10 protein-coding genes and 1 tRNA gene are annotated in these 14,514 nt (G+C 35.4%); 3 read left to right on the top strand and 8 right to left on the bottom strand.

What is annotated here, in order from left to right; translation table 11 throughout:
* Positions 1–107: 107 nt before the first annotated feature.
* The 5 genes from trpC to ACHMWN_RS05825 form a co-directional block, all read right to left on the bottom strand.
* The gene (gene trpC, locus ACHMWN_RS05845) at positions 108–890 is read right to left on the bottom strand and encodes an indole-3-glycerol phosphate synthase TrpC (RefSeq protein ID WP_397298501.1); all 783 of its coding nucleotides are present in this window, start codon (positions 888–890) and stop codon (positions 108–110) included.
* Positions 891–902: 12 nt separating this feature from the next.
* Positions 903–1,475, bottom strand: coding sequence for an anthranilate synthase component II (locus ACHMWN_RS05840; protein ID WP_397298499.1), 573 nt, complete (start codon positions 1,473–1,475; stop codon positions 903–905).
* Positions 1,475–2,878 carry an anthranilate synthase component I family protein gene (locus ACHMWN_RS05835; protein WP_397298498.1) on the bottom strand — a complete coding sequence of 468 codons (1,404 nt, stop codon included), beginning with the start codon at positions 2,876–2,878 and terminating at the stop codon, positions 1,475–1,477. Before ACHMWN_RS05835 ends, ACHMWN_RS05840 begins: the two co-directional genes overlap by 1 nt.
* 585 nt (positions 2,879–3,463) lie before the next feature.
* The gene (locus ACHMWN_RS05830; protein ID WP_397298497.1) at positions 3,464–4,156 is read right to left on the bottom strand and encodes a hypothetical protein; all 693 of its coding nucleotides are present in this window, start codon (positions 4,154–4,156) and stop codon (positions 3,464–3,466) included.
* Between the two features lie 485 nt (positions 4,157–4,641).
* Complete coding sequence (locus ACHMWN_RS05825) at positions 4,642–5,091, bottom strand: cytochrome B (protein ID WP_397298496.1); 450 nt, start codon at positions 5,089–5,091, stop codon at positions 4,642–4,644.
* Positions 5,092–5,256: 165 nt separating this feature from the next.
* Here ACHMWN_RS05825 and ACHMWN_RS05820 point away from each other — a divergent pair, with 165 nt between their 5' ends.
* Together ACHMWN_RS05820 and ACHMWN_RS05815 are read left to right on the top strand one after the other, a co-directional pair.
* Positions 5,257–8,298, top strand: coding sequence for an amidohydrolase family protein (locus ACHMWN_RS05820; RefSeq protein WP_397303547.1), 3,042 nt, complete (start codon positions 5,257–5,259; stop codon positions 8,296–8,298).
* Complete coding sequence (locus ACHMWN_RS05815) at positions 8,291–9,616, top strand: amidohydrolase family protein (protein ID WP_397298495.1); 1,326 nt, start codon at positions 8,291–8,293, stop codon at positions 9,614–9,616. The genes ACHMWN_RS05820 and ACHMWN_RS05815 overlap by 8 nt, the downstream gene beginning before the upstream one ends.
* Positions 9,617–9,989: 373 nt before the next feature.
* Here the strand turns inward: ACHMWN_RS05815 and ACHMWN_RS05810 are convergent.
* Positions 9,990–10,099 (bottom strand) — tRNA-Asp (locus ACHMWN_RS05810).
* 156 nt (positions 10,100–10,255) lie between these two features.
* Between ACHMWN_RS05810 and ACHMWN_RS05805 the strand changes: the two genes are divergently transcribed.
* Positions 10,256–10,729 carry an Lrp/AsnC ligand binding domain-containing protein gene (locus ACHMWN_RS05805; protein WP_397298494.1) on the top strand — a complete coding sequence of 158 codons (474 nt, stop codon included), beginning with the start codon at positions 10,256–10,258 and terminating at the stop codon, positions 10,727–10,729.
* Between the two features lie 224 nt (positions 10,730–10,953).
* Here ACHMWN_RS05805 and ACHMWN_RS05800 read toward each other — a convergent pair whose 3' ends face one another.
* Together ACHMWN_RS05800 and ACHMWN_RS05795 are read right to left on the bottom strand one after the other, a co-directional pair.
* Positions 10,954–13,242 (bottom strand): Tex family protein, encoded by a 2,289-nt coding sequence (locus ACHMWN_RS05800; protein WP_397298493.1) that lies wholly within the window; start codon positions 13,240–13,242, stop codon positions 10,954–10,956.
* Positions 13,243–13,350: 108 nt separating this feature from the next.
* Positions 13,351–14,100: a hypothetical protein gene (locus tag ACHMWN_RS05795; RefSeq protein ID WP_397298492.1), complete on the bottom strand. Its 750-nt coding sequence runs from the start codon at positions 14,098–14,100 to the stop codon at positions 13,351–13,353.
* Positions 14,101–14,514 lie beyond the last annotated feature (414 nt).

Below are 14,514 nucleotides of genomic sequence, written 5' to 3'. Positions count from 1 at the left end.
GTATTTGTTTTTAGTAGAAATTAGTTATTTCATATCTAAAGACAAACACTATGCCATTAGTGAATACTAATAAGCATATTATGATAAATTAAGCCTGTAAACCGTAATTATAAATGCTTTACAAATTCTAAAATTTCCTTGCCAGGATTTACAGTTTTCATGAAATTTTCTCCTATCAAAAACCCGTTATACCCCACTGCTTTTAACTGTTTAATAACCTCAGGATTATCAATTGCGCTTTCAGAAATCTTCAAAAATTCATTTGGTATTTTATCCGCTAAATCGAACGAAGTTTGAATATTAACAGTAAAATCGCCAAGGTTTCTGTTATTTACACCAATCGCATTTACATTTGGGCATATTGATTTTTCCAACTCCTCTAGATTATGTACTTCTAATAAAACATTTAACCCCAAGCTTTGCGCTAGTTTACCAAAATCTATAATTTGTTGTGGCGTTAAAATAGAGGCAATTAATAAAATGATATCCGCACCCCAAGCTTTAGCCTCTAAAATTTGGTATTCATGAATCATGAAATCTTTGCGCAAAATTGGGATTTGATTTGCCGTTCTTGCTTGAAGTAGATCTTCAGTTTTGCCACCAAAAAAATCAGTATCTGTTAGTATAGATAATGCAGAAGCCCCCGCTAAATTATAGGCTTTAGTAACTTCAGTAACATTTGCTGTGCCATTAATTAAACCTTTAGATGGCGAACGACGTTTAAACTCTGCAATAATTCCAGTCCGTTTTTCATCAATTAAAAAATCTTTGAAAACTAAAGGCTGTTGTTGAAAATTTGGATTAGATTCCAATTCTTTAACTGAAACCTTTTGTTTGGCTTCGGCAACTTCTTCCTTTTTACGGAGTACGATTTTATCTAAAATGTTCATCTTGTGCAAATGCTAATTCTCTAACCAATTTTTCATCATTTGTTTTCCGCTTGGCGTTAATACACTTTCTGGGTGAAATTGTACGCCACAAACATCAAATTCTTTATGGCGCAAGGCCATTATTTGTCCATCACCGTCAGTTGCAGTAACCGCTAAACTTGCTGGCAAATGTGCTGGATCAACCACCCAAGAATGGTAACGCCCTACTTCAATCGGTTCTACACAATCTTTAAATGTTAAATCTTTTTTATCTAAAACTGTAATTGGTGTAGCAATTCCATGCATTGGTCTACCTAAATTCAATAAACTTCCACCAAAAACTTCAGCTATTGCTTGCTGGCCTAAACATACTCCCATTATGCTTTTTGTTGGTGCATACGTTTTGATCACTTCTAGCAACAAACCCGCTTCTTCTGGTATTCCTGGTCCTGGTGAAAGTAAAATTTTATCATATACATTTACATCTTCCAAAGCAAATTTATCATTCCTCCAAACTACAGCTTCATATCCTAATTCATTAATTAAATGCACTAAATTATAGGTAAAACTATCGTAATTATCGATTACTAAAATTGGTTTTTTCATTATATTTCCTCTGCCATTGCAATTGCTTTACGCAATGCCGCTATCTTGTTATTGACTTCATTTAATTCATTTTCTGCAATAGAATCAGCTACAATTCCCGCTCCTGCTCTATAATGCAAATGATTGTTTTTACTCATAAAAGTTCTAATCATAATGGCATGATTAAAATCTTCGTTAAAGCCCATATAGCCAATTGCACCAGCATAAAAGTTACGCCCTAATTTCTCATATTGATCGATCAATTGCATGGCTTTATATTTTGGTGCACCACTTAAAGTTCCTGCCGGATACGTATCTGCAACCACTTTAAAAGCACTTACTCCATCTTGTAAATTTCCGCTCACTTTAGAAACCAAATGAATTAAATGCGAGTAATATTGAATTTCTTTAAACGATTTCACTTCAACTCCGCTACAATGTCTGCTTAAATCGTTTCTGGCTAAATCAACCAACATCACATGCTCTGCACTTTCTTTTGGATCTTGTTCTAATTTTTTCGCTAAAGCAGCATCTTCCTCATCATTTCCAGTACGTTTAAATGTTCCCGCAATCGGGAAAATATTTGCTACGTTATTACCAATGGTTATTTGTGCCTCTGGCGATGAACCGAACAACTTAAAACTGCCATAATCGAAATAAAACAAATATGGAGATGGGTTTATAGAGCGCAAACAACGATATACATTAAATTCATCGCCCAAAAAACCTTGATTAAAAGCTCTCGATGGCACAATCTGAAAAACATCACCGCGATAAATGTGCTTTTTCATTTGCTCTACCATATCCATAAAACCTTCGTTGGTTAAATTAGATTGCTCTTCCCCATTGGTTTTAAAACTATATTCCGGGTAATTTTTATTCTGAATAATGTATTCAACTTTTGTTAAATCTTCATTTTCATCATTATTAAAAACATTTTTAACCAGTGTAACTTCATTTTTAAAATGGTCAATCGCAATAATATATCTGTACACATGGTATTGCATGGTCGGAATTTTTTCATCATCAGGCGTAGCCGAGGTAAATGAAATATCCTCGAAATGTTGAACAGCATTCCATGTAAAATAACCAAATAAACCTGTAGAAATGTGCTTATCTTTTGTCTGATTAACCGGATTGAAGCGAGTTTTAAATGCAGCAATTTCATCCGCCAAAATGAAATTAGTTTTTGCTTCTTTTGTACCATCAGGAAAATACATAGTCAAATTCCCATCTTGGAGCATAATTCCAGCAACTGGCTCAGCGCAAACATAACTTGTCGCATTCTCACGGCTATGATAATCCGAACTTTCTAATAATATGGTGTTCGGAAAAACATCGCGTAAACGCAAATAAATGCTTACCGGAGTAGTGGTATCTGCTAATCGCTTTTTAGTATGTGTTTGTATTGTATATGTTTTCATTCTTCTTTTATTCAATTACTTTTGTCCGTTGACTTAAGTCGCCGAACATAAAAAAACCCGGCGTGTGGTTACGTCGGGTTTTAAATGTGGTTTAGGTTTAGGTTGATAAACTATAAGGTGCACAAAGCTACGACGAAACTCTTTTGAGTACCACGCCATTGCCATGTATGTAAGTTATTGTTAATCATTGAGCAGCAAAAATATACAAAAAGTTAAATAATCAAAATATTTTGAGTTTTTTATTAGAATTTGTCCTATTTCAATTTGTGTAAAAGAATCATGGAAATTATGCTAAACTATCATAATTAAATATTTCAATTATTTTTTTCTCTCTTAACTCTATCAATTTCTTTATAAATCTTGTAAATAAAAAATACTATAATAATTGCAAAAGCTACATTTTGAAAATCTAAATACTCACTCTTAAACTTTAACAAGTTCCAAAAAAGTATTGCAAAAAGAAAAATACAAAATATATAATGTACAACATTTTTCCATAAAAATTTTTCTAAGTATTTCATTTTTATGAAGCTAAAAAAAATATAAAATAAAATTGCGAAGGTTACAGTAAATATAGCTTCCATATTAACTTTTACAACAATATGATCTATAACAAAGGTAACAACAAGCAAGATAAACTGGAAACGCTTCAATTGTGGCAGCACAGATGGTTGCGCAAAGATAAAAGTCTGGACCACAACATAAAGACTCTCCACCACCCCCTGGCTCTGCTGCAACAAGAGATGTTGTTATAATATTTTGTCTCTGTTGTTCATATGTTGATCTATTAGATTTGAAAAAGTTAATACTTTGTTTAAAATCTGCAAAATCCTTTTCATTTTTTTGAAGATTACAACTAGCACAGCTTGCATTTAAATTTTTACTTATATTATACTTTGTCAAAATTCTTTCAGCCGCCGATTTAGCTTTAGCAACTTTCCCCAAATACTCCTCCCGTGACATCCCAATAATACTTAATATTTTTTCTTCATCATTAAGAGTTACTGAATTGAAACTTTCCTTACTATTTACCACCTTATCCATAAACATTGTATTTAATTCTACAATCGTTTTCCAATCTTCGTCTCTAGAAAGCACATTTACTTGTTGTTGTGGACTTAGGCTTGAAAAGGCTGGAGCAGTATTCTTAATACTTGCAGTAATTTTCTCTACCTTTTCCCCACTTTTCTTACACGCATAAAAGGCTGTGACACTAACTGTTAATAGTAAGGCTACTACTAAAGAAAATTTTGAATTGTTTTTGAATTGTTCTTTCATATGTATGTTATTTTACATGGATAACTAATAGCTAGAAGGTCATCGAAAATATTTCAATTCCTTATTAGTAAAACGAACATATAGATTATGTTAATACTAAAAAATCATCCTTTAAGTGATGTATAACCAGCAATAGGCAGTTATATGACCCTAAAGATAAAATTATATCATCCAGAAGGCTGAATTAGTATTTGAAGAGCTATTCAAAAAGTTAAATAATCAAAATATTTGAGTTTTTATTGGTATTAGAACTTATTACTTCTTTTTTAAAGCTAAATAACCTTTCCATATCAATAAAATAGCAAAAATCCAAGCTAGGCTAAGGCTTATACAAGAAATAACAAAATAAGGTGGATAGATAGTAGTATGCCAGCCTGGCAAAATAAATGACACAAAATCATTCTTTAAAAGGCTTACAGTTAAACAGATCAAAATTAAAACTGCAATTAAAATAAGAATTTGTCTAGGCTTAAACATGCAATGTTTTAAGAAACCCCAAAGAAAGTTCTAGATGGATCTGCTTTTACCATCATAAAAATTGCTCCAACAATAATTACTAATGCCAAACCGAAGAAAATAGCAACAGCTTTATGTTTTGCCACAGCATCTGTAACTTTCTTAGACTTCGAATTACCAATTGTAATCAAAACAATGGCTAAGATCATCATGCTGATGTGTTCCATTTTCCAATAACGTCCAATCGGTTCAGAAGAAGCTATTTTTGTAAGCGGACTTACAAAGTACAATCCCAATCCAAATAATAACTGAATATGTGCACTAATTAATGTGAAAACATTTAGCTTTCTATTACCATCTGTAAATGTCTTTTTGCCTAACCAACCTGATAAAGCATTAATAACTGCGATTACTAGTAAAGCAAAAACAATATATCTCCAACCAGAGTGTGCACTTTTTAAAATTTGATAAAAATTCATGGTGTTTTTATTTCAAAAATAATAAATAATTGGTCTTTATCTCAAAGTTCTTCAAATCATCTCCAAACTATAAATAATTTATATCCTTTCTAAGTAAAAAACATGTTATAAATAATTTAAATCTTTATTTATCGATAGATTTAAGGACTTAACAAACTAAACATGATGAAGAAAATTCTACTTGCGCTCGCGTTGGTGTTTTCTACTGCATTTTTGTTTGCGCAGCAAACTTATCCCGTTAATGGTTCTTTTGACGTTAGACCGGGATTATATGCTTTTACCAACGCAAACATTGTAGTAAACGCCAATCAAACCATTAGTAACGGCGTGTTGCTAATCAAAGACAAAACCATCCAATCGGTTGGTACAGGTACCACTATCCCAAAAGGATATATAGTGATAGACCTAAAAGGAAAATATATTTATCCTTCCTTAATTGATGCTTTTACATCTTACGGAATTCCTGAAACACAACGTACTGCTCCTACAGGTGGTTTCTTCGGTAGACAATCTGTTTTTACCTCTACTAAAAAAGGAGCGTACAGCTGGAATGAAAGTATTCGTCCAGAAACTGAAGTGAGAACCATTTTCACTATCGATACTAAAAAAGCTGATGATTTACGTAAAGCTGGATTTGGTAGTGTAAACGTAATTAATCGCGATGGTATTGCTCGTGGTACATCTTCGGCTGTTACGTTAAACGATGGAAAAGAAAATGACGTAATGCTTAACGATCAAAGTGCAGCAAATTATTCATTTAATAGAGGTACTTCTACCAACGATTATCCATCGTCATTAATGGGTTCTATCGCGTTATTGCGTCAAACTTATTTAGATGCAAGCTGGTATAAAAATCAAAAGGAAGAATATAACATCTCTTTAGAACAATTTAACAAACAACAAACCTTACCACAGCTTTTTGAAGCCGATGGTTGGGCAAATATTTTACGTGTTGATAAAATCGCGAAAGAATTTGGTAAATCGTATATCATCAAATCTACGGGAGATGAATATCAACGTATTGATGCAGTAAAAGCAACAGGCGCAACACTAATTATTCCAATTAGTTTCCCTAAAGCTTTTGATGTTGAAGATCCAATCGAAGCTAGAAATTTAAGTTTATCTCAATTAAAAGGATGGGAATTAGCGCCAACAAATCCAGGTGTGTTAGAAAAAGCAGGTGTAAAATTTGCATTAACTACCTTTGGTTTAGAAACGCCAAAAGACTTCTGGACAAACATTCAACAAGCTATAACTAACGGCTTAACAGAAAAACAAGCCTTACAATCGGTTACAGAAATTCCTGCTTCAATTTTAGGTGTAAGCGATAAAGTTGGTTCAATTGAAAAAGGCAAATTGGCCAATTTCTTAATTACATCTGATAATATCTTTAAAGCAGGAAACATCATTTTCGAAAACTGGGTACAAGGAAAACGTTTTGTGGTAAACAGAATGGATGTTACAGATTTACGCGGAACCTATAATTTAAATATCGATGGAATTGGCTCAACTGTATTAAGAATTACAGGAACTGCAACTGCGCCAATGGCTTCAATTGAACGTTTAGGTGCTGATAGCGTTAAAACTACTGCAACGTTTGCACGTACTGGTGATTGGGTAACTATCGGATTTAACTTAAAGAAAAATCCTGTTGGTGATGTTCGCTTAAGTGGCTATTTAACAAATGGAAATCCTGTAGCATTTAGTGGAGATGTAGTAATAAACTCTGCCCCTGCTGGTTTCTGGAATGGTTCGTTTAAAGAAGCCGCCAAAGAAATGCCAAAACGTGATGAGCCTGCAAAACCAGCAACCGCAAATGGCGCTTTAATCTATCCATTTATTGCATTTGGTACTGAGAAAGCTCCTACTCAGGAAGCAGTGCTATTAAAAAATGCCACAGTTTGGACAAATGAAAAAGAAGGTATTCTACAAAATGCAGATGTACTTTTAGAAGGTGGAAAAATCAAAGCCGTTGGTAAAAATTTAGCTGCTGGCTCAGCTAAAGTAATTGATGCAACTGGTAAGCATATTACTGCTGGCTTAATTGATGAACACTCACATATTGCCGGAACAGGCGGTATTAACGAAGGCGCACAATCAGTTTCTGCAGAGGTTAGAATTGGAGATATCATTAACTCTGAAGACATTAACATTTATCGCCAGTTGGCTGGTGGTGTTACTTCATCCCAAATCTTACACGGTTCAGCAAATCCAATCGGTGGACAATCGCAATTAATTAAATTACGTTGGGGTAAATTACCAGAAGAATTAAAGTTTGCTGGTGCAGATGGTTTCATCAAATTTGCTTTAGGCGAAAACGTTAAACAAAGTTCTTCATCAAATAATCAACGTTTCCCATCAACTCGTATGGGTGTAGAGCAAACATTTGTTGATGAATTTACACGTGCCAAAGAATATGAAAAAGCATTAGCTGTTAAAGGTAATAATGTGCGTAGAGATTTAGAATTAGATGCAATCGTAGAAATTTTAAACAACAAACGTTTCATTACCTGTCACTCGTACGTACAAAGTGAAATCAATATGTTAATTCATGTAGCCGATAGTTTAGGTTTCAAAATCAACACGTTTACTCACATTTTAGAAGGTTATAAAGTGGCCGATAAAATGAAAGCACATGGTATAGCTGGTTCAACCTTCTCAGATTGGTGGGCTTACAAAATGGAGGTTCAAGATGCCATCCCGTATAACGGAAAAATTATGCACAACGTAGGTATCACTACTGCATTTAACTCTGATGATGCTGAAATGGCTCGTCACTTAAATCAAGAAGCTGGTAAATCTGTATTATACGGTGGCGTTTCAGAAGAAGAAGCGTTAAAATTGGTTACTTTAAATCCTGCTAAGATGTTGCACATCGACAACAAAGTTGGAAGTTTAAAAGTTGGTAAAGATGCAGACGTAGTAATCTGGTCAGCTAATCCACTTTCTATTTACGCAAAAGCAGAAAAAACTTTTGTTGATGGTATCGCATATTGGGATATAGATCGTGATGCTGCTTTACAAGTTGCACAAAAAGAAGAAAAAGCTCGTATCATTCAAAAATTAGCAACAAGCAAAAATGCTGGTGCAAGTACACAACGTGCTTTTGGTAATAGACCCCCTCGCTTATACGCTTGTGAAACTGAAGAAGATTATTGGGCAGAACAAAATCAACTAGAAATGGAAGGAGCAAACAATCATGAATAAGTATATAAGTACAGCTATAGCATTATTTGCATCAGTAAGTTTAACCTACGGACAAGCAACTATTTCACCAGCAAAACCTCAATCACAAAAAACTGTGGTAATGGGTGCTGTTATTCACACAGGTGATGGAAAAGTAATCGAAAACGGGTATTTAATATTCGATAAAGGTAAAATCATTGGTATTGGCGACGCCACAGTTGTAAAGTTGGCCCTTACAGATGCAAAAGTAATTTCTGCAAACGGTAAACACATTTACCCTGGTTTTATTTCTCCAACCACCAATTTAGGTTTAATTGAAATTGAAGCAGTAAAAGCAACTGTTGATGATGATGAATTAGGAGAAAATAACGCACACATTCGCTCAATAATTGCCTACAATACAGATTCAAAAGTAATTAACACCTTACGTAGCAATGGTATTTTAATGGCTCAAATCACACCTTCAGGTGGTACAATTTCAGGTAGTTCATCTGTTGTACAATTAGATGCATGGAATTGGGAAGATGCAGCAATTAAAAAGGAAGATGCCATGCATATGACTTGGCCAGTTGCTCCGAGAGGAAGAGGTGGTTTTGGTTTCGGAGGCAGACTTGGTGTTGGCGCAACTGCTGTTGATCCTAACGAACGCACCAATAACGCAATACTCGAGCTAAATAAGTTTTTCTCAGAAGCGAAGGTATATACCGAAACAACGCCTGCTGTAACCAATACACGCTTGGCCGCAATGAAAGGTGTGTTTAATGGAACTGAGAAATTATTTATCACAGCAGATGGACAAAAAGAGATTGTAGCCGCTGTTAATTTTGCAAAGAAATTCGGAATTACACCAGTGATTGTTGGTGGCGATGAAGCGTACCTGCTAACTGATTTTTTAAAAGCTAACAATATAATTGTAGTGGTTAAAAAACCTCAATCTTTACCTAACAATGTTGATGACGATGTAAACATGCCCTACAAAAATGTGGCACGTTTGAGTAATGCTGGCGTTACCGTAGTGATTAGTTTTGATGGAGGTGATGGTTTCTGGAGACAACGTAACCTACCTTTTATGGCTGGTACAGCTTCTGCCTGGGGAATGAATAAAGAAGATGCCCTTAAAACTATCACTTTAAATGCTGCAATGGCTATGGGAGTTGATAAAACTACAGGTAGTTTAGCAATTGGCAAAGATGCTACATTCTTTATATCAGGCGGAGACGCTTTAGATATGATAGGTAATAAAGTAGAGCAAGCATTTATTCAGGGAAGAGATATTAACCTAGATAATTTGCACAAACAATTAGATAAAAAGTTTAGCGATAAATACGGAATGAAATAAACTTAGACTAACAAAAAATTAGCCGCAGATACACAGATTTCTTTTGATAATGTTCAAATTTGAAAATCTGCGCATCTGCGGCTTTTTATTACCCATTTAATCCAGAAAATCCTGATCACACAAAAAAAGCGACCTGTACCTGGGCCGCTTTCCTTAACTAACTTATTATTTATAAAACTGGCTGTTGGGGAAGGAGTTCGAACCTTCAAGGGGTAGTTAGCTGCAATTCAAAATTAATTTGTGGTCAACCCATAAATTGCGTTTGTCCCATAATCCCCACCACCGAGACAAGGAGGTGTGTCTGCCAATTTCACCACCCAACATTCTTTGTTAAGTTACATGTAATACGTTTTAAAACGTAAAACTTAACTTGCTGTAGGGGAAGGAGTTGAACCTTCATAGAGTGGTTGTACCGTTACCGGATTTCCCATCTTCTCTACCACCGAGACAAGGAGGTGTGTCTGCCAATTTCACCACCCTACAGAGTATAAGCAAATGATTTTAAAGAACTATCTTGTTGTACTTGCTTGATACAAACATAAGACAAATACTAAATATGTTGCAAATATTTTAATCATTTTATTTTATTTTTACGAAAATTGTAATAAATTAGCAGTATTAATAAAAATTAAGAAAATTATGCTTAAAAAAGAAACTCAAAATTTAGAAATTGACAACCTCGATATTCAGATTTTAACACAGTTGATGCAAGATGCGACAAAACCTTATACTGAAATTGCAAAGGAACTCATCATTTCTGGCGGAACCGTACACGTAAGGATGAAAAAATTGATAGATATGGGTATCATCAAAGGCTCACATTTAATTATTGACCCTAAAAAAGCAGGATTTGATATCACCGCATTTTTAGGTATATACTTAGAAAAAGGTTCTTTGTATAAGGATGCCGTAGAACAGCTTAGTAAAATAAAAGAAGTAGTAGAATTACACTACACAACTGGTTCCTATAGCATGTTTGCCAAAATAACCTGTCGTGATACCGATCACTTGCGCCACGTACTAAACGAAGAAATACAAGCTGTAAAAGGAATACAACGTACCGAAACATTAATTTCTTTAGAAGAAAGTATTAAAAGACAGATAGAATTGTAGAACGTTTCATCATGCTGAATTTATTTCAGCACCTTTCCTGCAAAAAAACCCTTTGATTACGTCCGTCATTGCGAGGCACGAAGCAACCTCCTTCTAGAAAACAAACCCCAAAAGGGGATTGCCACGGTCATTACCGAGGAAAAATCGGAGAATGAACCTCGCAAAGACGATTTGACAAACCTACTTAAACATAGATGATCTTAGGTTTTTTAGGTGGTAAACCCTTACTTAAACAATCCTTTCAATTTCGCTAGCTTCTCTTGTAAATCTCCATCTGCTTCTTTTTTAGGCTGCTGTTGAGGTTTAGTAACTACTTGATTTGATTTAACCGCAAAACTCTTTGCTCTATCATCTTTCTGACTTCCTGACTTTCGGTCTTTCTGACTCTCTTCAGTTTTCATCGATAAAGCAATTCTTTTTCTCGCCACATCAATATCAACCACCGTTACCTCTACAACCTGACTTACTTTTACCACCTCATTAGGATTTGCCACATATCTATTCGCTAGCTGGCTAGTATGCACTAAACCATCCTGATGAACACCTATATCTACAAAGGCACCAAAATTGGTAATGTTGGTTACAATGCCAGATAATTTCATTCCAGTTTTTAAATCTTCTATCGAGTTCACTCCATCAGCAAAACTAAACGCTTCAAACTGCTCACGCGGATCACGACCTGGCTTAGCCAATTCTTTTACAATATCAGTTAACGTTGGCAAACCAACCTCAGCACTTACATAACGTTGCAAATTGATTTGCTTTTGCAAGTTTACATCCTTTATCAAATCATCAACAGTACAACCCAAATCCTTAGCCATTCGGTTCACTAAATCATAACGTTCTGGGTGCACTCCACTTCTATCCAGCACTTGTTTCGCATCGCGGATACGCAAAAAACCTGCAGCTTGCTCAAAGGCTTTATCACCCAAACGAGCAACCTTCTTTAAACTCTCTCTATTTTTAAATGCTCCATGCGTATTGCGATAATTCACAATATTTTGCGCTAATGTATCTCCCAAACCAGAAACATAAGACAATACTTGTTTCGAAGCCGTATTCAATTCAACACCAACCGCATTTACGCAACTCATTACCGTATCATCCAAACTTTGTTGCAGCTTATTTTGATCAACATCGTGTTGATATTGTCCAACCCCTATCGATTTCGGATCAATCTTCACTAATTCTGCCAACGGGTCCATCAATCGCCTACCAATAGAAACTGCCCCACGAACCGTAATATCTTGTGTCGGAAATTCTTCTCTTGCCAAAGGCGATGCCGAATAAATAGATGCACCACTTTCATTCACCATCACCACAACCACATCAGGTATTTTCAAACCACGCACAAAAACTTCCGTTTCTCTACCTGCCGTACCATTCCCAATAGCAATCGCTTCAATCTCATGTTTCTCGCAAAGCTGAGTAATTTGCCAAGCTGCATCCTTCAAATTCCCCTGTCCAGTATGTGGGTAAATCGTGGTATTAACTAGTAACTGACCTTGTTTATCTAAACAAACAACCTTGCAACCCGTTCTAAAACCTGGGTCAATAGCTAATACATTTTTTTGTCCCATTGGCGCAGCTAATAATAACTGCCGAGCATTTTCTGCAAAAACTTTGATTGCTTCTTCATCTGCTTTTTGCTTAATTGTTGCTCTCAACTCCGTTTCCATTGCAGGGCGAAGTAATCTTTTATAACCATCAGTTATGGCCAATTGTACCTGATCAGCACATGCATTGTTACTTGTTAAAAATTGATTTTCCAATAACTCAATCGCTGCTTCATCTGGTGGAAGCACATCCAATTTCAAAAACCCTTCTTGCTCACCCCGCAACATAGCCAATACTCGGTGTGATGGTGCCGATTTAGCACTCTCCTCCCATTCAAAATAGTCTTTATACTTAATTCCAGCTGCTTCTTTTCCCTTTACTAAAGCTGTTTTATAAGTCGCCTTTTGCATAAAATGATGACGCATTTTAGTTCTAGCCTCCACGTTTTCACTAACCAATTCCGCAATAATATCTCTAGCGCCAGCTAAGGCTTCCATTTCATTTGCTACGCCTTTTTTATCGTTAATATAACCAGCAGCCTCTTGCAATGGATCAATTCTACTTTGTGCTAAAATGCGCAATGCCAAAGGTTCTAAACCCTTTTCCTTAGCTGCCGATGCTCTGGTTTTACGCTTCGGTTTATAAGGCAAATAAATATCTTCTAAAGCGGTAATTGTTTTGGCTTCGTTTAGTTGTTTCTCTAAAGCAGGGGTTAATTTCTCTAACTCTGTAAGGGATTTTAAAATAGCTTCTCTACGTTTATCTAACTCCCTTAACTGTTGCGCTAAATCTCGTATAGCAGCCACTTGCACTTCGTCTAAACTGCCTGTTACTTCTTTACGGTAACGTGAAATAAAAGGTACAGTTGCACCTTCATCTAATAATGCCAATGTTTCGCTAACTTGTTTAATCGAAATGCTTAATGCGCTTGCAATAGGTTGGAAATGTGTATTCATATCTAGTTTTAGAGTGAGCTAATTTATGGATTTAGGCTATAAAGGTTAGATAGATTTTTAAACAATTTAACCATATATACATAAGTCCAAAATTAACTTATTAATAACCTACAAAGGCCTCATCATTCTAAACGATAACCCAGAAACTTGTTTATAGTATGCGCTACTCGCTCCAAATACAGATTTCACATATGCCTTTACAAATTGAGCACTAGCAATCATACCAACTTCCGAATTATACATAACCTCATTACGTAATAAACGCACATTACTAAGAGCAATTTCGTGAGTAACAACAGAAGCATTCAATTGAGTAAGAGTACTATGTTGTGCAGCCAGCGTGTTCACTTTCAATTCTATTTCATTTGGTTGATATTGTGGTATAGAAGCAAGCAGCTTTATCAGTTTATCAAAATGATCCAATACACTATCATAACTCAATTGAGAAGCAGAAATCTGGTTAACTACCTTTCCATGCGCCAACAACTCAGCCTTCCTCTCCTCTGTTAATTTACCTGAAGCCCTTTTACCCTGTAACTTCCTATTGATAGTAGCCAAGTTCTCAATAACCTGTATGGGAGCATCCGTAGCTTTCAAAGCATTTAACAAGCGAGTACTAAGTTTCCTTAAAGGCTTAAATCCTATCTCCCTTGCTACAACAGCATTAGCCAAATTAGCAAATAGCACATGAAAATCGTTAATAGCATTTTTAGCCTGTACCAATTGCCCCTGCATACTACCTATATGGATTAATAGATTAGAGGGATTATAAATTGCTCCATACCCAATTACAAAAGAAATTAAAGTTTCAAAGTTTGCCACATTCTTAGCGTGGCCCGTTTCATAGCCTTTTGACATTGTTTTAAATTATTAAATAGATGTGTTTACCAATGCGCTCAAGATATATAATTTAAATACCCGTAAACCTTTTATTACCTAGTCTTTTAGGTGCATATACTTTTGCAAAAAGGAACCTGACTATGCCAGAAAGAAACCTAATTATATAAAAAAGAAACCTAGCTATGTTAGAAAGAGACCCAACCCTGTCAGAAAGAGACCTAGCCTTGTCAGAAAGAAACCTGACTATTTAAAAAAGAAATCTGGCTGTGTAAAAAGGAAACCCAACAATGTCAGAAAGAGACCTAGCCATGTCAGCAAGATACCTAGCAATGTAAAAAGGAAACCCAGCTATGTCAGAAAGAGACTTGGCAATGTAAAAAAGAAATCCAGCTGTGTCGAAAAGAAACCTGGCTGTGTAAAAAGGAAACTTGC

The organism is Pedobacter sp. UC225_61 (assembly GCF_044452285.1).
Classification (GTDB): Bacteria; Bacteroidota; Bacteroidia; order Sphingobacteriales; family Sphingobacteriaceae; genus Pedobacter.
The sequence above is the reverse complement of the archived record's forward strand: the minus strand, read 5'-3'. Positions and strand labels throughout refer to the sequence as shown.

What these genes read in the sequence shown, in the direction of transcription:
- trpC (WP_397298501.1), bottom strand. Translation starts at nt 890, where the DNA reads ATGAACATTTTAGATAAAATCGTACTCCGTAAAAAGGAAGAAGTTGCC.
- ACHMWN_RS05840 (WP_397298499.1), bottom strand. Translation starts at nt 1,475, where the DNA reads ATGAAAAAACCAATTTTAGTAATCGATAATTACGATAGTTTTACCTAT.
- ACHMWN_RS05835 (WP_397298498.1), bottom strand. Translation starts at nt 2,878, where the DNA reads ATGAAAACATATACAATACAAACACATACTAAAAAGCGATTAGCAGAT.
- ACHMWN_RS05830 (WP_397298497.1), bottom strand. Translation starts at nt 4,156, where the DNA reads ATGAAAGAACAATTCAAAAACAATTCAAAATTTTCTTTAGTAGTAGCC.
- ACHMWN_RS05825 (WP_397298496.1), bottom strand. Translation starts at nt 5,091, where the DNA reads ATGAATTTTTATCAAATTTTAAAAAGTGCACACTCTGGTTGGAGATAT.
- ACHMWN_RS05820 (WP_397303547.1), top strand. Translation starts at nt 5,257, where the DNA reads ATGAAGAAAATTCTACTTGCGCTCGCGTTGGTGTTTTCTACTGCATTT.
- ACHMWN_RS05815 (WP_397298495.1), top strand. Translation starts at nt 8,291, where the DNA reads ATGAATAAGTATATAAGTACAGCTATAGCATTATTTGCATCAGTAAGT.
- ACHMWN_RS05805 (WP_397298494.1), top strand. Translation starts at nt 10,256, where the DNA reads ATGCTTAAAAAAGAAACTCAAAATTTAGAAATTGACAACCTCGATATT.
- ACHMWN_RS05800 (WP_397298493.1), bottom strand. Translation starts at nt 13,242, where the DNA reads ATGAATACACATTTCCAACCTATTGCAAGCGCATTAAGCATTTCGATT.
- ACHMWN_RS05795 (WP_397298492.1), bottom strand. Translation starts at nt 14,100, where the DNA reads ATGTCAAAAGGCTATGAAACGGGCCACGCTAAGAATGTGGCAAACTTT.